The sequence below is a fragment of the Enterobacter sp. kpr-6 genome (assembly GCF_900116015.1).
In the GTDB taxonomy this organism is placed as follows: Bacteria; Pseudomonadota; Gammaproteobacteria; order Enterobacterales; family Enterobacteriaceae; genus Enterobacter_D.
Window position 1 is genome coordinate 245805 of the sequence record NZ_FOYH01000004.1, and the last position, 21925, is coordinate 267729.

Annotated in this window: 19 protein-coding genes; 14 read left to right on the top strand and 5 right to left on the bottom strand. The window is 55.0% G+C overall.

The features are described from left to right. Positions 1-21: 21 nt before the first annotated feature. The 5 genes from leuD to leuL form a co-directional block, all read right to left on the bottom strand. Positions 22-627, bottom strand: a complete 606-nt coding sequence (leuD, locus tag BM373_RS12780; RefSeq protein ID WP_090461970.1) for a 3-isopropylmalate dehydratase small subunit — start codon at positions 625-627, stop codon at positions 22-24. A gap of 10 nt (positions 628-637) precedes the next feature. After that, positions 638-2038 (bottom strand): 3-isopropylmalate dehydratase large subunit, encoded by a 1401-nt coding sequence (gene leuC, locus BM373_RS12785; protein WP_090461971.1) that lies wholly within the window; start codon positions 2036-2038, stop codon positions 638-640. Positions 2039-2040: 2 nt separating this feature from the next. After that, positions 2041-3132, bottom strand: a complete 1092-nt coding sequence (gene leuB / locus BM373_RS12790; RefSeq protein ID WP_090461973.1) for a 3-isopropylmalate dehydrogenase — start codon at positions 3130-3132, stop codon at positions 2041-2043. Then, a complete protein-coding gene (gene leuA, locus BM373_RS12795; protein ID WP_090461974.1) occupies positions 3132-4703 on the bottom strand; it encodes a 2-isopropylmalate synthase in 1572 nt (523 codons plus the stop codon). Before leuA ends, leuB begins: the two co-directional genes overlap by 1 nt. Positions 4704-4793: 90 nt before the next feature. Further along, positions 4794-4880: a leu operon leader peptide gene (gene leuL, locus BM373_RS21985; RefSeq protein ID WP_143102663.1), complete on the bottom strand. Its 87-nt coding sequence runs from the start codon at positions 4878-4880 to the stop codon at positions 4794-4796. Positions 4881-5518: 638 nt separating this feature from the next. On the opposite strand from leuL, the gene leuO reads away from it, so the two are divergent. The 14 genes from leuO to murG all read left to right on the top strand — a co-directional run bounded on the left by leuO (position 5519) and on the right by murG (position 21925). Then, positions 5519-6463 carry a transcriptional regulator LeuO gene (gene leuO / locus BM373_RS12800; protein ID WP_090461976.1) on the top strand — a complete coding sequence of 315 codons (945 nt, stop codon included), beginning with the start codon at positions 5519-5521 and terminating at the stop codon, positions 6461-6463. Between the two features lie 374 nt (positions 6464-6837). Next, complete coding sequence (gene ilvI, locus BM373_RS12805; RefSeq protein WP_090461978.1) at positions 6838-8562, top strand: acetolactate synthase 3 large subunit; 1725 nt, start codon at positions 6838-6840, stop codon at positions 8560-8562. Between the two features lie 2 nt (positions 8563-8564). Beyond that, positions 8565-9056: an acetolactate synthase small subunit gene (gene ilvN, locus BM373_RS12810; protein ID WP_072570582.1), complete on the top strand. Its 492-nt coding sequence runs from the start codon at positions 8565-8567 to the stop codon at positions 9054-9056. A gap of 180 nt (positions 9057-9236) precedes the next feature. Then, positions 9237-10241, top strand: coding sequence for a catabolite repressor/activator (gene cra / locus BM373_RS12815; protein WP_090461980.1), 1005 nt, complete (start codon positions 9237-9239; stop codon positions 10239-10241). A 605-nt stretch (positions 10242-10846) separates the two neighbouring features. Further along, positions 10847-11305 (top strand): division/cell wall cluster transcriptional repressor MraZ, encoded by a 459-nt coding sequence (gene mraZ, locus BM373_RS12820; RefSeq protein ID WP_090461981.1) that lies wholly within the window; start codon positions 10847-10849, stop codon positions 11303-11305. A gap of 2 nt (positions 11306-11307) precedes the next feature. Continuing rightward, complete coding sequence (gene rsmH, locus BM373_RS12825) at positions 11308-12249, top strand: 16S rRNA (cytosine(1402)-N(4))-methyltransferase RsmH (RefSeq protein WP_090461983.1); 942 nt, start codon at positions 11308-11310, stop codon at positions 12247-12249. Next, positions 12246-12611, top strand: coding sequence for a cell division protein FtsL (gene ftsL / locus BM373_RS12830; RefSeq protein WP_090461985.1), 366 nt, complete (start codon positions 12246-12248; stop codon positions 12609-12611). The genes rsmH and ftsL overlap by 4 nt, the downstream gene beginning before the upstream one ends. Positions 12612-12626: 15 nt before the next feature. Beyond that, positions 12627-14393 carry a peptidoglycan glycosyltransferase FtsI gene (ftsI, locus tag BM373_RS12835; RefSeq protein ID WP_090461987.1) on the top strand — a complete coding sequence of 589 codons (1767 nt, stop codon included), beginning with the start codon at positions 12627-12629 and terminating at the stop codon, positions 14391-14393. Further along, positions 14380-15867 (top strand): UDP-N-acetylmuramoyl-L-alanyl-D-glutamate--2,6-diaminopimelate ligase, encoded by a 1488-nt coding sequence (gene murE / locus BM373_RS12840; RefSeq protein ID WP_090461988.1) that lies wholly within the window; start codon positions 14380-14382, stop codon positions 15865-15867. The genes ftsI and murE overlap by 14 nt, the downstream gene beginning before the upstream one ends. After that, positions 15864-17222 (top strand): UDP-N-acetylmuramoyl-tripeptide--D-alanyl-D-alanine ligase, encoded by a 1359-nt coding sequence (gene murF, locus BM373_RS12845; protein WP_090461990.1) that lies wholly within the window; start codon positions 15864-15866, stop codon positions 17220-17222. The genes murE and murF overlap by 4 nt, the downstream gene beginning before the upstream one ends. Then, positions 17216-18298, top strand: coding sequence for a phospho-N-acetylmuramoyl-pentapeptide-transferase (gene mraY / locus BM373_RS12850; RefSeq protein ID WP_090461992.1), 1083 nt, complete (start codon positions 17216-17218; stop codon positions 18296-18298). The genes murF and mraY overlap by 7 nt, the downstream gene beginning before the upstream one ends. Positions 18299-18300: 2 nt before the next feature. Beyond that, complete coding sequence (murD, locus tag BM373_RS12855) at positions 18301-19617, top strand: UDP-N-acetylmuramoyl-L-alanine--D-glutamate ligase (protein ID WP_090461993.1); 1317 nt, start codon at positions 18301-18303, stop codon at positions 19615-19617. After that, positions 19617-20858 carry a cell division protein FtsW gene (ftsW, locus tag BM373_RS12860; protein ID WP_090461995.1) on the top strand — a complete coding sequence of 414 codons (1242 nt, stop codon included), beginning with the start codon at positions 19617-19619 and terminating at the stop codon, positions 20856-20858. The genes murD and ftsW overlap by 1 nt, the downstream gene beginning before the upstream one ends. Continuing rightward, the gene (gene murG / locus BM373_RS12865) at positions 20858-21925 is read left to right on the top strand and encodes an undecaprenyldiphospho-muramoylpentapeptide beta-N-acetylglucosaminyltransferase (RefSeq protein WP_090461997.1); all 1068 of its coding nucleotides are present in this window, start codon (positions 20858-20860) and stop codon (positions 21923-21925) included. The genes ftsW and murG overlap by 1 nt, the downstream gene beginning before the upstream one ends.

Consider the following 21925-nt stretch of genomic DNA (forward strand, 5'->3'; position numbering starts at 1 on the left):
ATCCAGGCCGGGTAAGGTGACTTAACCCATAAACGCGGGTTGTTTGCTTTCATACGCGGAAATGGCGTCTTCATGCTGTAACGTCAGGCCGATGCTGTCGAGGCCGTTCATCATGCAGTGGCGGCGGAAGGCGTCAATTTCAAAGCGGTAAGATTTGCCGCCTGCTTTCACTTCCTGTGCTTCCAGATCCACTTCAAACGTTGTCCCCGGATTAGCCTGTACCAGCGTAAACAGTTCGTCGACCTGCGCGTCGCTCAGCGTCACCGGCAGCAGCTGATTGTTGAAGCTGTTGCCGTAGAAGATGTCGGCAAAACTTGGGGCAATCACCACTTTAAAGCCGTAATCGGTCAGCGCCCACGGCGCGTGTTCACGCGAGGAGCCGCAGCCGAAGTTTTCCCGCGCCAGCAGGATCGACGCGCCTTTGTATTGCGGGAAGTTCAGCACGAACTCCGGGTTCGGCTGCTCGCCTTTGTCATCGAGAAAACGCCAGTCGTTAAACAGGTGTGCGCCAAAACCGGTGCGCGTCACTTTCTGCAAAAACTGCTTGGGAATAATGGCGTCGGTATCGACGTTGGCGGCATCCAGCGGAACCACCAGGCCTGTATGTTGAATTAATTTCTCTGCCATGATGGTGTCCTTATTTCAGGCTGCGAATATCAGCGAAGTGACCGGTGACCGCCGCAGCGGCAGCCATCGCCGGGCTGACCAGGTGCGTGCGACCGCCGCGCCCCTGACGACCTTCAAAGTTACGGTTGCTGGTGGATGCGCAACGCTCGCCAGGATTCAGACGGTCGTTGTTCATCGCCAGACACATAGAGCAGCCCGGTAAGCGCCACTCAAAGCCTGCTTCGATAAAGATCTTATCCAGACCTTCCGCTTCCGCCTGGGCTTTCACCGGGCCGGAACCGGGTACCACCAGCGCCTGCACGCCCGGTGCCACTTTGCGACCGCGGGCAATGTCTGCCGCCGCGCGCAGATCTTCGATACGCGAGTTGGTGCAGGAGCCGATAAACACTTTGTCGATTGCCACGTCGGTTAACGGCACGCCCGGTTTCAGACCCATGTAGGCCAGCGCTTTTTCAGCGGAGGCGCGTTCTACCGGATCGGCAAACGAGGTCGGATCGGGGATGAAATCGGTCACGGAAATCACCTGGCCTGGGTTCGTCCCCCAGGTGACCTGCGGGGCGATCTCTTCCGCCTGTAAGGTGACAACGGTGTCGAAAACCGCGTCGTCATCGGTGGTCAGGGTTCTCCAGTAGGCTACGGCGGCATCAAAATCTTCGCCTTTCGGCGCGTGCAGACGGCCTTTCACGTAGTTGAACGTGGTGTCGTCCGGTGCGACCAGGCCCGCTTTTGCGCCCATTTCAATCGCCATGTTGCACAGCGTCATACGGCCTTCCATGCTCAGGGCACGGATCGCGTCACCGCAAAACTCAACCACATGTCCGGTACCGCCTGCGCTGCCGGTTTTGCCGATGATCGCCAGCACGATATCTTTCGCGGTAATGCCCGGCGCGGCGGTGCCTTTCACTTCGATCTTCATGGTTTTGGCGCGGCCCTGTTTCAGGGTTTGCGTCGCCAGAACGTGTTCCACTTCTGAGGTGCCGATACCGAAGGCCAGCGCACCGAACGCGCCGTGCGTCGCAGTGTGGGAGTCGCCGCACACGATGGTCATTCCCGGCAGGGTGATGCCCTGCTCCGGGCCCATAACGTGCACGATGCCCTGATACGGGTGATTCAGGTCATACAGCTCCACGCCGAATTCGTTGCAGTTTTTGATCAGCTCCTGCATCTGGATGCGCGCCATTTCGCCGGAGGCGTTAATGTCTTTGGTCTGCGTGGAGACGTTATGATCCATGGTCGCAAACGTCTTACCCGGCTGACGCACCGGGCGGTTATGCGCGCGCAGGCCGTCGAATGCCTGCGGTGACGTCACTTCGTGCACCAGATGGCGGTCGATATACAGCAGCGGGGTTTCGTTCGGCGCTTCGTGCACGATGTGCGCGTCAAACAACTTTTCATACAAGCTCTTAGCCATGATTACACCCCTTCGGAAACATAACGGGCAACGATATCACCCATTTCATCGGTGCTGACGGCAGCGCCGCCGTGAGCCAGATCGCCGGTGCGAACGCCTTCTTCCAGCGCGCGGTTGATGGCCGCTTCGATAGCATCGGCGGCATCGTTGGCATCCAGGCTGTAACGCAACAGCAGCGCCAGCGACAGGATTTGGGCAATCGGGTTAGCAATATTTTTACCGGCGATATCCGGTGCAGAACCGCCCGCTGGCTCATACAGACCAAAACCCTGCTCGTTGAGGCTGGCAGATGGCAGCATTCCCATGGAGCCGGTGATCATCGCGCACTCGTCGGAGAGAATGTCGCCGAACAGGTTGGAGCACAGCAGCACGTCAAACTGGGACGGATCTTTAATCAGCTGCATGGTGGCGTTGTCGATATACATATGCGCCAGCTCGACATCCGGGTATTCCTGCGCCACTTCATTGACGATCTCACGCCACAACAGCGAAGTTTGCAGCACGTTGGCTTTATCAATGGAGTGCACTTTTTTACGGCGCTTGCGCGCCGATTCGAACGCGATGCGGGCGATGCGCTCGATCTCAAAACGGTGATACACCTCGGTATCAAAGGCTTTTTCATGCTGGCCGCTGCCTTCGCGACCCTTCGGCTGACCAAAGTAAATGCCGCCGGTTAATTCACGCACGCACAGGATATCGAAGCCGTTGGCGGCGATATCAGCGCGCAGCGGGCAAAAAGATTCCAGGCCCTGGTACAGCTTCGCCGGACGCAGGTTGCTGAACAGCTTGAAATGCTTACGCAGCGGCAGCAGCGCGCCGCGCTCTGGTTGTTGCGCAGGCGGTAAGTTTTCCCATTTCGGGCCGCCCACGGAGCCGAACAGCACGGCGTCGGCCTGCTCACAGCCTTCAACGGTGGCCTGCGGCAGCGGGTTGCCGTGACGGTCAATCGCAATGCCACCCACATCGTAGTGGCTGGTGGTAATGCGCATATCAAAACGACTACGAATTGCATCCAGTACTTTCAGGGCTTGCGCCATCACTTCCGGGCCAATACCGTCGCCCGGCAAAACTGCAATATGATAATTTTTAGACATCACACGGTTTCCTGATTGTTTTCTTTAATGGCTTTGCGTTGCAGCTCTTTTTCTACTTCACTGGCACGCCAGATATTGTTCAGCACGTGCACCATCGCTTTGGCGGACGATTCGACGATATCGGTCGCTAGCCCTACGCCATGGAAACGACGGCCATTGTAGTTCGCCACAATGTCTACCTGGCCCAGCGCATCTTTACCGTGACCTTTGGCGGTTAACTGATATTTGACCAGCTCGATGTTGTAATCGGTGATGCGGTTGATGGCCTGGTACACCGCGTCTACCGGACCGTTGCCGTTGGCGGCTTCGGCTTTCACGTCCTCGCCACACACCAGTTTGACCGAGGCGGTTGCCATCGCACTGGAACCGGACTGCACGCTGAAATAATCCAGACGGAAATGCTCGGGTTCTTCCTGCTGTTTGTTGATGAAGGCCAGCGCTTCCAGATCGTAATCAAAGACCTGGCCTTTTTTGTCCGCCAGTTTCAGGAAGGCGTCATACAGATTGTCCAGGTTGTAATCGCTCTCTTTATAACCCATTTCATCCATACGGTGCTTCACGGCGGCACGCCCGGAGCGGGAGGTCAGGTTCAGTTGCACCTGATTCAAACCGATGGATTCCGGGGTCATGATTTCGTAGTTTTCGCGGTTTTTCAGCACGCCATCCTGGTGGATGCCGGAGGAGTGCGCGAACGCGCCGGTGCCGACGATAGCTTTGTTGGCCGGGATCGGCATGTTGCAGATCTGGCTGACCATCTGGCTGGTGCGCCAGATTTCGTTATGGTTGATGTTGGTGTGCACGTTCATGATGTCTTTGCGCACTTTGATCGCCATGATCACTTCTTCCAGCGAGCAGTTACCGGCGCGTTCACCGATACCGTTCATAGCGCCTTCCACCTGGCGCGCCCCGGCATTGACCGCGGCAATGGCGTTACCGACCGCCAGGCCTAAATCGTCATGGGTGTGGACGGAGATGATCGCTTTATCAATATTCGGTACGCGCTCATACAGGCCGCTGATGATGCTGGCGAATTCAAACGGCATGGTGTAGCCAACGGTGTCCGGGATATTGATGGTTTTAGCTCCGGCATTAATGGCCGCTTCCACTACCCGCGCCAGGTCAGCAATTGGCGTGCGGCCTGCGTCTTCACAGGAGAATTCCACATCGTCGGTGTAATTGCGTGCGCGCTTCACCATGTAGATCGCGCGCTCAATCACCTCATCCAGCGTGCTGCGCAGCTTGGTGGCGATGTGCATCGGGGAGGTGGCAATAAACGTATGAATACGGAAGGCTTCGGCAACTTTCAGTGATTCCGCGGCAACGTCAATGTCCTTCTCAACGCAGCGCGCCAGGGCGCACACGCGGCTGTTTTTGACCTGGCGGGCGATGGTCTGAACAGATTCAAAATCGCCAGGCGAAGAAACCGGAAAGCCGACTTCCATGACGTCAACACCCATACGTTCGAGGGCCAGTGCGATTTGCAGCTTCTCTTTCACACTCAGGCTCGCCTGCAATGCCTGTTCACCGTCGCGTAACGTGGTATCGAAAATAATGACTTGTTGCTGGCTCATGGTTTAGGTCCTTGTCTGTCTGGGTTGCCTTGCTACGAGCATAAAAAAACCCGCGCAATGGCGCGGGTTTTTTGTCTACCGGAAGATGACTTAATTCTGCGTGTCGCCCACCAGTCTACCGCGCAATGAAGATGCGTTTAGTAGTAGTAGACCGGCGAAACGAATGTGGCGAATCATTTAAGTCATGCTCCAGATGAATACGTTATGCCTTTAGTGGTACTGGATACGTCCTGCGATGTCAACCCCTTGCCTGGAAAATGGCGCGGGCAATGCAAAGAAACACGTCGGGTAATTTAGGCAATTGTGCTATCTGTGATGCTATTAGCGATACTTCTACATTAACAAAAAGTGTGGGCGTTGCTTTTTGTGACATCTTTATACATTCATATATCAATATAAATAATATGAAGGAACAAAGCTGGCGCGCTTATCCCGATGATTTTACATGCTTAAATGATAACTTTTGGTATTCATGCCGTGACTAACGTTAAAAATGTAAAAAATAAAGTGAAATTAGTGGATGGAGTATGTTGTTAATTAAGTAAATCTACATGATGCGTTAATTATAAATGGTTATGTATATTCATGGCATTTATGGTTTGATCCTTCGCATATTGTATGGGTTATGAATTGCTCATTTATATCGCAGGCATAATGCACAGTTTGATCTCCTGTGTGTGCCAAAACGAGTCTTTATATATTCCTAATTTGTAATGTTCTCCTTTTGCTTGTTTTATATGCATGGTAAATAATATTTTCTGAAGTTATTACTGCACAAACAGGAAAGGGAGTTTAACGTGACGGTGGAGACAAGCATGTCAGAAGGAAAAATTATCAGTTCTAATTTAACGGATGCGATGAAGCCCAAACTTCGCATGGTTGATCTTAATCTGCTTACGGTGTTTGACGTGGTTATGCAGGAGCAAAATATCACGCGTGCCGCCGCTTATTTGCAGATGTCGCAACCGGCGGTCAGTAACGCCGTCGCGCGTCTGAAGACCATGTTTGAAGATGAGCTTTTCGTTCGCTACGGGCGCGGCATTCAGCCTACCGCACGCGCATTCCAGCTCTATGGTTCCGTGCGTCAGGCATTGCAACTGATTCAGAATGAGTTGCCGGGTGCCGGATTTGAGCCGATCAATAGCGCGCGTATTTTTAATATGTGTGTTTGCAGTCCGCTGGATAATTATTTAACGTCGGTTATATATAATCGCGTTGAAGAAATGGCTCCAAATATCCACTTGGTTTTCAAATCCTCGTTAAATCACAATACCGAACACCAGTTGCGCTATCAGGAAATTGAATTCGTCATTGGCTATGAAGAATTCCGTCGCCCTGAATTTTCTTGCGTTCCGCTGTTTAAAGATGAAATGGTACTGGTCGCCAGCAAAAAGCATCCCCGTATTAACAGCCCGCTAAGAGAGAGCGATATTTATAATGAAGAACACGCGGTCGTGGCGCTCGATCGTTATGCTTCATTTAGTCAGCCATGGTATGACACGCCGGATAAACAACGCTGTATTGCTTATCAGGGTATGGCATTAATTAGTGTATTAAATGTGGTGTCGCAAACGCATCTTGTCGCTATTGCACCGCGCTGGCTGGCCAATGAATTTGCCGAAAAGCTACAGCTACAAATTCTGCCACTGCCGTTAAAACTTAACAGCCGCACCTGTTTCCTTTCATGGCACGAAGCTGCTGGCCGCGATAAAGGGCATCAATGGATGGAGGAGCTGCTGGTTTCTGTTTGCCGCCGCTAAGCTGAAAGAAAGTTAATGGATTCAGGTTGTATTTATTCTTCTTAACTTTCAATTTGCGATATTTTCTTCTAATGCATTTTTAACGCCGTCCTGGTGACGGGGTTAAAAATGCATGAATAGCTGAGTGTCTCAGTTTTTCTGCCATGATTGGTCATCGCCTTTCCTTATCATAGTGTATTCTTCTTTTAACCTTCCCCCGACCTCTTATTTATTCTTTTAACCCCGCGTCAGGCTAATCGTTTGCCAATTGCCTGGCTCATAGCGAGCGGTTAAGGTAATCGTTAAACAACGAGAGGCAGGGATTTTCCCTGGCAGTGAGAGTGCGTGGAAATGACTTCTGCCATTCGTCGATAAATAAAGCCTGGAGGCAAAGCATGGAGATGTTGTCTGGAGCCGAGATGGTCGTCCGATCGCTTATCGATCAAGGCGTCAAGCAAGTGTTCGGTTATCCCGGAGGCGCAGTCCTGGATATCTATGATGCGCTGCACACCGTCGGGGGTATCGATCATGTGCTGGTGCGTCATGAGCAGGCCGCCGTGCATATGGCGGATGGGCTGGCGCGCGCAACGGGAGAAGTGGGGGTCGTACTCGTCACTTCAGGACCTGGGGCCACCAACGCCATCACCGGTATCGCTACAGCCTATATGGACTCCATTCCGCTTGTGGTGCTCTCAGGCCAGGTGGCGACGTCGCTCATCGGCTATGACGCCTTCCAGGAGTGCGACATGGTGGGGATCTCCCGCCCGGTGGTGAAGCACAGTTTCCTGGTTAAACAGACCGAAGATATCCCCGGCGTGTTGAAGAAAGCCTTCTGGCTGGCGGCGAGTGGTCGTCCGGGCCCGGTGGTGGTCGATTTGCCGAAAGATATCATGAACCCGGCGAACAAATTCCCGTACGTCTGGCCGGAATCGGTCAGCATGCGTTCTTATAATCCGACGACGCAGGGCCATAAAGGCCAGATCAAACGCGCGCTGCAAACGCTGATTGCCGCCAAAAATCCGGTGGTGTACGTGGGCGGCGGGGCGATAAATGCCGGATGTGAAGCGCCGCTGCGCCAGTTGATTGAAACGCTTAACCTGCCGGTCGCCTCTTCCTTAATGGGACTGGGTGCGTTTCCGGCGACCCATCGTCAGGCGCTTGGGATGCTCGGCATGCACGGCACCTATGAAGCCAACATGACGATGCACCACTCTGATGTGATTTTCGCGGTAGGGGTGCGCTTTGACGATCGCACCACCAATAATCTGGCGAAGTACTGCCCGAATGCGACGGTGCTGCATATCGACATCGATCCCACCTCGATCTCCAAAACCGTGTCAGCCGATGTGCCGATCGTAGGCGATGCCCGGATGGTGCTGGAGCAGATGCTTGAACTGTTAGGCCAGGAAGAGTACGTGCAGGCGCACGATGAGATCCGCGACTGGTGGATCAGGATTGAACAGTGGCGCGCGCGTCAGTGCCTGAAGTACGACACCCAAAGCGAAAGCATCAAACCGCAGGCAGTGATCGAAACCATCTGGCGTTTAACCCAGGGTGAGGCCTACGTCACCTCTGACGTCGGACAGCATCAAATGTTTGCCGCGCTTTATTATCCTTTTGATAAGCCGCGCCGTTGGATCAACTCCGGCGGCCTCGGCACCATGGGCTTCGGTTTACCTGCCGCCCTCGGCGTGAAAATGGCATTGCCGGAAGAAACGGTGATTTGCGTGACCGGCGACGGCAGCATCCAGATGAACATTCAGGAACTCTCTACGGCGTTGCAGTACGAACTGCCGGTGCTGGTGCTGAACCTGAATAATGGCTATCTCGGCATGGTGAAGCAGTGGCAGGACATGATTTACTCAGGCCGACACTCGCAATCGTATATGACTTCGTTGCCGGACTTTGTGCGTCTGGCGGAGGCGTACGGGCATGTGGGTATGCGCATCACGCAACCTGAAGAACTGGAAAGCAAGCTGGCAGAAGCGCTCTCAATGGTGCGCAATAACCGACTGGTGTTTGTGGACGTCAGCGTGGACGGTGGTGAACACGTTTATCCGATGCATATTCGCGGCGGCGGCATGGATGAGATGTGGCTTAGCAAAACGGAGAGGACTTGATTATGCGCCGGATATTGTCTGTTTTACTGGAAAACGAATCGGGTGCGTTATCCCGCGTGATCGGCCTCTTTTCACAGCGTGGATATAACATTGAAAGTCTGACCGTGGCCCCCACCGACGATCCGACCCTCTCACGTATGACCATCCAGACGGTAGGTGATGCAAAAGTGCTGGAGCAGATTGAAAAGCAACTGCATAAACTGGTGGATGTATTACGGGTTAATGAACTGGGGCAGGGTGCACACGTCGAGCGCGAGATCATGCTGGTGAAGATCCAGGCCAGCGGCTACGGGCGTGAAGAAGTGAAACGCAATGCGGAGATCTTCCGTGGTCAGATCATTGATGTGACGCCGTCGATTTACACGGTTCAGCTTGCGGGCACCAGCGATAAGCTGGACGCGTTTCTGGCGACGATCCGCGATGTGGCGAAAATTGTCGAAGTCGCGCGCTCAGGCGTCGTCGGATTATCGCGCGGTGATAAGATCATGCGTTAAGCCTTACGCAGTATAAAATTTAACAGCCCGACATACAGTGTCGGGTTTTTTTTGCGAAATTCCCCGGAACCCTACGCGAAAGCGGTTGCCGCAGTGACTATTCTGCGCTTAGATGTTATGGAATTTAACCTATATCCCTAAAAAGGTTATGGAGTATCTTTTATTGATTAAGGGGCAATTGTGAAACTGGATGAAATCGCCCGGCTAGCCGGCGTCTCACGAACCACAGCAAGCTATGTCATCAACGGAAAAGCCAAGCAGTATCGTGTCAGCGATAAAACCGTTGAGAAAGTCATGGCTGTTGTACGTGAGCATAACTACCATCCTAATGCGGTAGCGGCTGGGCTGCGTGCAGGACGTACGCGATCGATAGGCCTGGTGATCCCCGATCTGGAGAACACCAGTTATACGCGGATTGCCAATTATCTTGAGCGCCAGGCGCGTCAGCGTGGCTATCAGTTACTGATTGCCTGTTCAGAAGATCAGCCTGATAACGAAATGCGCTGTATTGATCATCTGCTTCAGCGGCAGGTTGATGCGATCATTGTTTCAACCTCTCTGCCGCCTGAACATCCGTTTTATCAGCGCTGGGCGAATGATTCTTTCCCGATCGTTGCCCTCGATCGGGCATTAGATCGCGAGCATTTCACAAGCGTGGTCGGGGCGGATCAGGATGATGCAGAAATGCTGGCAGCGGAGTTACGCACTTTCCCCGCTGAAAACGTGCTCTATTTAGGTGCGCTGCCAGAACTTTCGGTGAGTTTCTTGCGTGAGCAGGGTTTTCGCACCGCCTGGAAAGACGATCCGCGCGAAGTGCATTTCCTCTATGCAAACAGCTATGAGCGCGAGGCCGCGGCTGCGCTGTTTGAGAAATGGCTGGAAACGCATCCAATGCCGCAGGCGCTCTTCACCACCTCATTTGCGCTGTTACAGGGCGTCATGGACGTCACGCTGCGTCGTGAGGGTAAACTGCCGTCTGATTTAGCGATTGCGACCTTTGGCGATAATGAACTGCTCGACTTTCTGCAATGTCCTGTACTGGCTGTTGCCCAGCGCCACCGTGACGTGGCAGAACGCGTGCTGGAAATCGTCCTCGCAAGCCTTGATGAACCGCGTAAACCGAAGCCGGGTTTAAGCCGGATTCGGCGTAACCTTTATCGTCGTGGCATACTCAGCCGCTTATAATTTCGAATGAAAGGCAGCGCAAGCTGCCTGAATTTTTAAATAATGCCAAACTTAAGCAATATAATTGTTCTTAAGATTAATCCTTAAAACCCATAGGGTGCTATTTTATTAATTTGCTTTAATTCATCGAATTTTGTTTTACACAATTATTCAGGCGTAAAAAGACGTAAGTTTTGAATTGTTTTGTAACATCCTTCCTGATTTGTAGAAATAACAACCACTTTTTCTCAAGGTCTGTCATCCCCGTTAACCCCGCGACTGCTCAGGCTTACAACCTTGTACCTGGCGCTGTCATCCTGACGCAATATGTCTTAAAATGCCGCCCGCGTCGCAAAGTGACACTTTGTATTAATTAAATGTCTATTCGAAATGACGTAACGGCCATTCGCATATTTGGTTTTTTTCTTACAAATATTCATGACGTTAATTTGATAAACAGAGTGAGCGAAATTTGCACAGCGCCATTTACTGCCATTAATAAGGGTGCTTTTAATCCGCTTAGCCTCAGTGCTGGCTTGACAAGGTTTTCCTCCGCTCCGTAAACTCCTTGCGTGGGAATTTGTGGGATAAAGTGGTGAAAAGGGTCGCGGTGAGGTGAAGCTGGCATGTTCCGTGGGGCAACATTAGTCAATCTCGACAGTAAGGGACGGTTAGCCGTACCTACCCGACATCGGGAATATCTGCTCGGGCATGCTTCTGGTCAACTGGTGTGTACCATTGATATCCACCACGCTTGCCTGCTGCTTTACCCCCTCCCGGAATGGGAAATTATTGAGCAAAAATTGTCGCGTCTGTCGAGCATGAACCCGTTAGAGCGACGCGTACAGCGTTTACTTTTGGGTCATGCCAGTGAATGTCAGATGGATAACGCGGGCCGCTTACTGATACCGCCCGTTTTGCGGCAACACGCCGGGCTGAACAAAGAAGTGATGCTGGTCGGGCAGTTCAACAAATTTGAACTGTGGGATGAAACGACCTGGTATCAACAGGTCAGGGAAGATATCGACGCTGAACAATCGGGTGCTGAACAACTTTCAGAACGATTGCAGGATTTGTCTCTATAAAGATGATGGAAAATTTTAAACACACCACGGTGCTCCTGGACGAGGCCGTTAATGGCCTGAACATTCGACCAGATGGCATCTATATTGATGGCACCTTTGGCCGTGGCGGACACTCGCGCTTAATTCTTTCGCAGCTCGGCCCTGAAGGCCGCTTGCTGGCAATCGATCGCGATCCAGAAGCGATCGCCATTGCGAATACTATTGATGACCCACGCTTCTCTATTGTGCATGGTCCTTTCTCTGCGCTTGCTGATTATGTCAGTGAGCGTGATCTTACCGGCAAGATCGACGGCATTCTCCTCGATCTCGGCGTTTCTTCCCCTCAGCTTGACGATCCTGAACGCGGTTTCTCATTTATGCGCGACGGTCCACTGGATATGCGCATGGATCCGACCCGGGGTCAGTCGGCAGCGGAATGGCTGCAAACGGCTGACGAAGCGGACATCGCCTGGGTGATTAAGACCTTTGGTGAAGAACGCTTTGGCAAGCGCATCGCCCGCGCCATTGTCGAACGTAACCGTATCGAACCGATGACGCGCACCAAAGAGCTGGCAGAAGTCATCACGGCGGCGACGCCGGTAAAAGACAAATTTAAACACCCGGCGACCCGTACCTTCCAGGCGGTGCGTATCTGGGTAAACAGCGAACTCGATGAGATCGAGCAGGCGCTTAAAAATTCACTCGGCGTTCTGGCTCCGGGCGGGCGGCTGTCGATCATCAGCTTCCACTCGCTGGAAGACCGCATTGTGAAGCGCTTTATGCGTGAAAATAGCCGTGGCCCGCAGGTACCCGCCGGGCTGCCGATGACCGAAGCGCAACTCAGCAAGCTGGGTGGCCGTTATTTGCGAGCATTAGGCAAACTGATGCCGGGCGAAGAAGAAGTGGCAGAGAACCCGCGCGCCCGTAGTTCCGTGCTGCGAATTGCAGAGAGGACGAGCGCATGATCACCAGGGTGACAGAAACCTTAAGCAAAGTTAAAGGATCGTTAGGCAGCAACGAGCGTCATGCGCTGCCTTCTGTCATCGGCGATGACCTTTTGCGCTTTGGGAAACTGCCACTCTGTCTGTTCATTTGCATCATTGTCACTGCCGTCACCGTGGTCACCACGGCGCACCATACGCGTTTGTTAACCGCGCAGCGCGAGCAACTGGTTGTTGAACGCGATGCGCTGGATATCGAATGGCGTAACCTGATCCTTGAAGAAAACGCGCTCGGCGATCACAGCCGTGTTGAGCGGATCGCCAATGAGAAACTGCAATTGCAGCATGTCGATCCTTCGCAAGAAAATATCGTAGTGCAAAAATAAGGAATAACGCGGCGCATGAAAGCAGCGGCGAAGATGCAAAAACCGAAACGCCAGGAAGAACAGGCCAACTTTGTGAGTTGGCGTTTTGCGTTGCTTTGCGGTTGCATTTTGCTGGCCTTGAGCTTCCTGCTTGGGCGCGTGGCATGGCTTCAGGTCATCAACCCGGACATGCTGGTGCGGCAGGGCGACTTACGTTCCCTGCGCGTGCAGGAAGTTTCAACATCACGTGGAATGATCACTGACCGTTCCGGGCGACCGCTGGCGGTGAGTGTGCCGGTGAAAGCGATTTGGGCCGATCCCAAAGAGCTTCACGACGCAGGCGGTATCTCGCTGGATAGCCGCTGGAAAGCGCTGTCGGACGCATTAAATATGCCGCTCGATCAGCTTGCCCAGCGCGTAAACGCCAACCCCAAAGGCCGCTTTATTTATCTGGCGCGCCAGGTCAACCCGGATCTCGGTGATTACATTAAAAAGCTGAAGCTGCCGGGCATTCACCTGCGTGAAGAGTCGCGCCGCTACTATCCGTCCGGCGAAGTCACCGCGCATCTGATTGGCTTCACCAACGTTGATAGCCAGGGTATCGAAGGCGTTGAGAAAAGCTTCGATAAATGGCTCACCGGGCAGCCGGGCGAGCGTATCGTGCGTAAAGACCGCTACGGTCGCGTAATCGAAGATATCTCTTCTACTGACAGCCAGGCCGCGCATAACCTTGCGCTCAGCATCGACGAACGCCTGCAGGCGCTGGTCTACCGCGAACTGAATAACGCCGTGGCCTTCAACAAAGCCGAATCGGGCAGTGCGGTGCTGGTGGATGTGAACACCGGTGAAGTGCTGGCGATGGCGAACAGCCCGTCATACAACCCCAACAATTTCTCCGGCACCGCGAAAGACGCGATGCGTAACCGCGCCATTACCGACGTGTTCGAACCGGGTTCGACCGTCAAACCGATGGTGGTGATGACCGCCTTGCAGCGTGGCGTGGTACGCGAAAATACCGTACTCAACACAGTGCCTTATCGAATTAATGGCCACGAAATCAAAGACGTGGCGCGCTACAGCGAGTTAACCCTGACCGGGGTTTTACAGAAGTCGAGTAACGTTGGCGTTTCTAAGCTGGCGTTAGCGATGCCGTCCTCAGCGTTAGTAGATACTTACTCACGTTTTGGGCTGGGAAAAGCGACCAATTTGGGGTTGGTCGGAGAACGCAGTGGCTTATATCCTCAAAAACAACGGTGGTCTGACATAGAGAGGGCCACCTTCTCTTTCGGCTACGGGCTAATGGTAACGCCGTTACAGTTAGCGCGAGTCTACGCAACGATTGGCAGCTATGGCATTTATCGCCCGTTGTCCATTACCAAAGTTGATCCCCCGGTACCCGGTGAGCGCATCTTCCCGGAATCCATTGTCCGCACCGTGGTGCATATGATGGAAAGCGTGGCGCTGCCCGGCGGCGGCGGCGTGAAAGCAGCGATCAAAGGCTATCGCATCGCGATTAAAACCGGTACAGCGAAAAAAGTGGGGCCGGATGGCCGCTACATTAACAAATATATTGCTTACACCGCGGGCGTTGCCCCCGCCAGCCAGCCGCGTTTTGCGCTGGTGGTGGTGATCAACGATCCGCAGGCAGGTAAATACTACGGTGGTGCCGTTTCCGCACCGGTCTTTGGTGCCATCATGGGCGGCGTACTGCGCACCATGAACATCGAGCCGGATGCTCTGGCGACGGGCGAGAAAAGTGAATTCGTAATTAATCAAGGCGAGGGAACAGGTGGCAGATCGTAATTTGCGCGACCTACTCGCTCCGTGGGTACCAGCATTGCCTGCGAGAGCACTTCGGGAAATGACACTCGACAGCCGCGTGGCGGCGTCGGGCGATCTTTTTGTGGCCGTTGTTGGCCATCAGACGGACGGGCGTCGCTATATCCCGCAGGCGATTGCGCAGGGCGTTGCCGCCATTATTGCTGAGGCGAAAGGCGAAGCCTCCGACGGTGAAATCCGTGAAATGCACGGCGTGCCGGTTATCTACCTGAGTCAGTTAAATGAGCGTCTCTCGGCACTCGCCGGGCGCTTTTATGATGAGCCGTCTGAACGCTTACGTCTGATTGGCGTCACCGGGACCAACGGTAAAACCACCACCACGCAGTTAATTGCGCAGTGGAGCCAGCTGCTGGGCGAAACCAGCGCGGTAATGGGTACCGTGGGCAACGGTCTGTTGGGTAAAGTCATCCCCACCGAAAACACCACCGGTTCCGCCGTGGACGTCCAGCATGTGATTGCCGGACTGGCAGAGCAGGGCGCAACCTTTGCCGCGATGGAAGTTTCCTCGCACGGGCTGGTTCAGCATCGCGTTGCCGCCCTCAAATTTAAAGCATCGGTCTTTACCAATTTAAGCCGCGATCACCTTGATTATCATGGTGATATGGAGCAATACGAAGCGGCAAAATGGCTGCTGTTCTCCGCGCATCACTATGGTCAGGCGATTGTGAATGCCGACGATGAGATCGGACGCCGCTGGCTGGCAAAACTGCCGGACGCGATTGCCGTCTCCATGGAAGACAACATCAACCCGACCTGCCATGGTCGCTGGTTGAAAGCGGTTGACGTGAAGTATCACGACAGCGGCGCGACCATCCGTTTTGCCTCCACCTGGGGCGAAGGGGAAATCGAAAGCCGTCTGATGGGCGCATTTAACGTCAGTAACCTGCTGCTGGCGCTGGCCACGCTGCTGGCGCTGGATTTCCCGTTAAGCGATCTGCTCCGCACCGCGTCACGCCTGCAACCGGTTTGCGGTCGTATGGAAGTGTTCAGCGCGCCGGGTAAACCTACCGTAGTAGTGGATTACGCTCATACGCCGGATGCGCTGGAAAAGGCCTTGCAGGCTGCGCGTCTGCACTGCACCGGCAAACTGTGGTGCGTCTTCGGCTGCGGTGGCGACCGCGATAAAGGCAAGCGTCCGCTGATGGGAGCGATTGCCGAACAATTTTCCGATGTGCCGGTCGTGACCGATGACAACCCGCGTACTGAAGAGCCGCGCGCCATTATCAATGACATTCTGGCCGGGATGCTGGATGCCGCTCATGCCCGCGTGGTGGAAGGCCGCGCCGAAGCGGTGACCAACGCCATCATGCAGGCCAAAGAAAACGACGTCGTGCTGCTGGCAGGCAAAGGCCACGAGGATTACCAGATTGTCGGTACCCGTCGCCTTGATTATTCCGATCGCGTGACCGCGGCACGTCTGCTGGGGGCAATCGCATGATTAGCGTTAGCTTAAGCCAGCTCGCAGAAATCCTGCACGGCAAATTGCACGGTCAGGATCTGACCCTCGACGCGGTGACCACCGACACGCGCAAACTCACGCCGGGCTGCCTGTTTGTAGCCCTGAAAGGCGAGCGTTTCGACGCCCATGATTTTGTCGAAAAAGCCAAAGAGGGCGGGGCAGGTGCGCTGCTGGTGAGCCGCGAACTGGATTGCGATCTGCCGCAGGTTATCGTCGACGATACCCGCCAGGCATTCGGTGAACTGGCTGCCTGGGTGCGCCAGCAGGTGCCTGCACGCGTGGTCGCGCTGACCGGTTCTTCCGGCAAAACCTCAGTAAAAGAGATGACCGCTGCGATCCTCAGCGAATGCGGCAACACACTTTATACTGCGGGCAACCTAAATAATGACATCGGCGTGCCGATGACATTGCTGCGCCTGACGCCGGAGCACCAGTTCGCAGTCATTGAACTGGGCGCGAATCACCAGGGTGAAATCGCCTGGACCGTCGGATTGACGAAGCCGGAAGCGGCGCTGGTCAACAACCTGGCGGCGGCGCATCTGGAAGGATTTGGCTCGCTGGCAGGCGTGGCGAAAGCCAAGGGCGAGATCTATACCGGTCTGCCGCTCTCCGGCATTGCCATCATGAACGCGGACAATAACGACTGGCTTAACTGGCAGAGCGTGATTGGCGAGCGCAAAATCTGGCGTTTCTCGCCCAATGCCGCCAACAGCGATTTTACTGCCACCAATGTGCATGTGACCTCGCACGGGACAGAATTCACCCTGCAAACGCCAACGGGCGATGTCGAGGTGCTGTTACCGCTGCCGGGGCGGCATAACATTGCCAATGCGCTGGCGGCCACTGCGCTGGCGATGGCCGTGGGAGCAAGCCTTGACGCGGTAAAAGTCGGGCTGGCAAACCTGAAAGCTGTGCCAGGGCGCTTGTTCCCTATTCAGTTGGGTGAAAACAAGCTGCTGCTGGATGACTCCTACAACGCTAACGTCGGTTCCATGACGGCGGCAGCCCAGGTGCTCTCTGAGATGCCGGGCTATCGCGTGATGGTCGTGGGCGATATGGCAGAGCTTGGCGACGAGAGCGAAGCGTGTCACGCCCAGGTGGGTGAGGCGGCAAAAGCGGCGGGCCTCGACCTGGTGTTGAGCGTGGGAACATTAAGTAAAACAATCAGCGACGCCAGCGGTTCAGGCGAGCATTTTAACGATAAGTCTGCCGTGATTGCGCGTCTGAAGACGCTGGTGGCAGACCACCAGATTATCACCGTGTTGGTGAAAGGATCGCGCAGTGCTGCCATGGAAGAGGTGGTACGTGCATTACAGGAGAACGGGACATGTTAGTTTGGCTGGCCGAGCATTTGGTCAAATATTATTCTGGCTTTAACGTCTTTTCATATCTGACGTTTCGCGCCATTGTCAGCCTGCTGACCGCGCTGTTCATCTCTTTGTGGATGGGCCCGCGCATGATCGCCCGCCTGCAAAAACTCGCTTTCGGCCAGGTTGTGCGTAACGACGGCCCGGAATCTCACTTCAGTAAACGCGGTACGCCGACAATGGGTGGGATCATGATCCTGACCGCGATTGTCATTTCGGTGCTGCTTTGGGCTTATCCGTCCAACCCTTACGTCTGGTGCGTGCTGGTGGTGCTGATTGGCTACGGCATCATCGGTTTTGTCGATGACTACCGCAAAGTGGTGCGCAAAGATACCAAAGGGCTTATCGCCCGCTGGAAGTATTTCTGGATGTCGGTGATCGCGCTGGGCGTGGCATTCGCGCTCTATCTGGCCGGTAACGATACGCCTGCCACCCAACTGGTGGTGCCGTTCTTTAAAGACGTGATGCCTCAACTGGGGCTTTTCTATGTGCTGCTGGCTTACTTCGTGATTGTCGGCACCGGTAATGCGGTCAACCTGACCGACGGTCTCGACGGCCTCGCCATTATGCCAACCGTATTTGTGGCGGGCGGCTTCGCGCTGGTGGCCTGGGCAAGCGGCAACATGAATTTTGCCAACTACCTGCATATTCCTTATCTGCGTCACGCGGGTGAACTGGTGATCGTCTGTACGGCGATTGTCGGCGCGGGACTCGGTTTCTTATGGTTTAACACCTATCCGGCTCAGGTCTTTATGGGCGACGTGGGCTCGCTGGCCCTGGGCGGCGCGCTGGGCATCATTGCCGTGCTGCTGCGTCAGGAATTTTTGCTGGTGATCATGGGTGGCGTGTTCGTGGTGGAAACCCTGTCGGTGATTTTGCAGGTGGGTTCCTTCAAGCTGCGCGGTCAGCGTATTTTCCGCATGGCCCCGATTCATCACCATTACGAACTGAAAGGCTGGCCGGAACCGCGCGTGATCGTGCGCTTCTGGATTATTTCGCTGATGCTGGTCCTGATCGGACTGGCAACGCTTAAGGTGCGTTAATCATGGCAGATTACCAGGGCAAAAAAGTCGTTATCATCGGGTTAGGTTTAACCGGCCTTTCCTGCGTGGACTTTTTCCTCGCGCGCAGCGTCACACCGCGCGTTATGGATACGCGCCTCTCACCGCCGGGGCTGGATAAGCTGCCGGAAACGGTCGAGCGCCATCTTGGTAGTCTGAACGATGACTGGCTGCTGGCCGCCGATCTGATCGTCGCCAGCCCCGGCATGGCGCTGGCGCATCCGTCGTTGAGCGCCGCTGCCGACGAAGGCATTGAAATTGTTGGCGATATCGAACTGTTCTGCCGCGAGGTGCAGGCCCCGGTTATCGCTATTACCGGCTCGAACGGTAAAAGCACGGTCACCACGCTGGTGGGTGACATGGCGAAAGCCGCAGGCGTGAACGTGGGCGTGGGCGGAAATATCGGCCTGCCGGCACTGATGCTGCTGGACAACGCGCGTGAGTTGTACGTTCTGGAACTGTCCAGCTTCCAGCTGGAAACGACCTCAAGCCTGCGGGCTGTTGCCGCGACGATCCTCAACGTCACCGAAGATCATATGGACCGCTATCCGTTTGGCCTGCAGCAGTACCGCGCTGCCAAACTGAAAGTGTATGAAAACGCAAAAGTCTGCGTGGTGAATGCCGATGATGCGCTGACCATGCCGGTACGCGGAGCCGATGAGCGCTGCGTCAGCTTTGGCGTGGACGTGGGCGACTATCATCTCAACCGTCAGCAGGGCGAAACCTGGCTGCGGGTGAAGGGCGAAAAAGTGCTTAACGCCAAAGAGATGCAGATCACTGGCCAGCATAACTACACCAATGCGCTGGCGGCGCTGGCGCTGGCGGATGCCGCCGGTTTACCGCGCGCCAGCAGTCTGAAAGCGCTGACCACTTTCTCCGGGCTGGCGCACCGCTTCCAGGTTGCGCACATGCATAACGGCGTGCGCTGGATCAATGACTCCAAAGCCACCAACGTGGGCAGCACCGAAGCGGCGCTGAACGGCCTCCAGGTCGAAGGTACGTTACATCTGCTGCTCGGCGGCGATGGTAAATCAGCCGATTTCTCGCCGCTGCGTCGTTATCTCGACGGTGAACACATCCGCCTGTACTGCTTTGGCCGCGACGGTGCGGAACTTGCCGCATTGCGCCCGGATGTCGCCGTGCAGACCGACACCATGGAGCAGGCGATGCGTCTGCTGGCACCGCAGGTGAAACCGGGTGATATGGTGCTGCTCTCCCCGGCGTGCGCCAGTCTCGATCAGTTCAAGAATTTCGAACAACGTGGGGATGTCTTTACCCGCCTGGCGAAGGAGTTAGGTTGATGCGCTTAACGTTCCCTCGCCTTCGACTGCCGCGTTTGCCGGGACTGGGTGTCCTGGGATGGCTGGCATCGGCGTTACGGGGCTGGGTAATGGGCTCGCGTGACAAAGACACTGACAGTCTTGTCATGTACGACCGGATGCTGCTGTGGCTGACGCTGGGCCTTGGCGCGATCGGTTTTATTATGGTGACGTCAGCTTCTATGCCGGTCGGCCAGCGACTCACTAACGATCCATTCTTCTTCGCCAAGCGTGATGCGCTCTATCTGTTCCTCGCCTTATGTCTGGCGATGATCACCCTGCGCCTGCCGATGGAATTCTGGCAGCGCTACAGCTCGGCGATGCTGATTGTTTCAATCATCATGCTGCTGCTGGTTCTGGTGGTGGGCAGCTCGATCAACGGGGCATCGCGCTGGATTGATTTAGGCCTGATGCGCTTCCAGCCGGCGGAATTTACCAAGCTGTCGCTGTTCTGCTATCTGGCGAACTACCTGGTGCGTAAGGTTGATGAAGTGCGTAATAACCTGCGCGGCTTCTTAAAACCGATGGGCGTCATTCTGGTGCTGGCGGTGCTGCTGCTGGCCCAGCCTGACCTTGGTACGGTGGTCGTACTGTTTGTCACCACGCTGGCGATGCTGTTCCTCGCAGGCGCGAAGCTCTGGCAGTTCATCGCGATTATCGGCATGGGGATTTCAGCGGTGGTGCTGCTGATCCTCGCCGAGCCTTACCGTATCCGCCGTGTAACCTCCTTCTGGCGTCCATGGGATGACCCGTTCGGCAGCGGCTACCAGTTGACTCAGTCGCTGATGGCGTTTGGTCGCGGCGAGATGTGGGGCCAGGGCTTAGGCAACTCAGTACAAAAACTGGAATATTTACCCGAGGCGCATACCGACTTTATCTTCGCCATTATTGGCGAAGAACTGGGTTATATCGGTGTGGTACTGGCGCTTTTGATGGTATTCTTCGTCGCTTTCCGTGCCATGTCTATTGGGCGAAAAGCGCTGGAAATCGATCACCGTTTCTCCGGTTTTCTGGCCTGTTCGATCGGGATCTGGTTTAGTTTCCAGGCGCTGGTAAACGTGGGTGCGGCAGCGGGTATGCTGCCGACCAAAGGTCTGACGTTGCCGATGATAAGCTACGGTGGTTCCAGCTTATTGATTATGTCGACGGCGATCATGCTGCTGTTACGTATTGATTATGAAACGCGTCTGGAAAAAGCCCAGGCGTTTACACGAGGTTTATGATGAGTGGTCAACCGAAGCGGTTAATGGTGATGGCAGGCGGAACGGGCGGACACGTATTCCCCGGTCTGGCTGTTGCGCACCATTTAATGGCCCAGGGCTGGCAGGTTCGCTGGCTGGGTACCGCCGACCGTATGGAAGCAGACCTGGTGCCGAAGCACGGCATCGAAATCGATTTTATTCGTATCTCAGGCCTGCGGGGTAAAGGGATTAAAGCGTTACTGCTTGCACCGATGCGCATTTTTAACGCCTGGCGTCAGGCGCGCGCGATCATGAAGCGCTTTAAGCCGGACGCGGTATTAGGGATGGGTGGGTATGTCTCCGGTCCTGGCGGGCTGGCGGCATGGTCACTGGGCATTCCGGTGGTGTTGCATGAGCAGAACGGCATTGCAGGGTTGACCAATAAATGGCTCGCTAAAATTGCCAAAACGGTAATGCAGGCGTTCCCCGGCGCGTTTCCGAATGCCGAAGTGGTGGGGAATCCGGTGCGCACTGATGTGTTGGCGTTGCCGCTGCCGCAGGATCGTCTGACTGGACGTGAAGGGCCGATCCGCGTGCTTATCGTTGGTGGATCGCAGGGCGCACGTGTGCTGAATCTCACGATGCCGCAGGTCGCTGCGAAACTGGGCGATCGCATCACCATCTGGCATCAGAGTGGCAAAGGTGCGCAACAGACGGTTGAGCAGGCTTATATCGATAACGGTCAGCCGCAGCATAAAGTTACCGAATTTATCGACGATATGGCTGAGGCTTATGCCTGGGCGGACGTGGTGGTGTGCCGGTCCGGGGCGTTAACCGTCAGTGAAATTGCCGCCGCCGGACTGCCTGCGCTGTTTGTGCCTTTCCAGCACAAAGATCGCCAGCAGTACTGGAATGCCCTGCCGCTTGAAAAGGCGAGCGCGGCGAAGATCCTGGAGCAGCCGCAGTTTACAGTCGATGCAGTCGTCGAGACGCTGAAAAACTGGGATCGTGAAACATTATTAGCGATGGCTGAGCGCGCACGTGCCGCCGCCATCCCGGATGCAACTCTCAGGGTTGCCCGCGCAGTAAGCCTTGCAGCACAGGCTTAA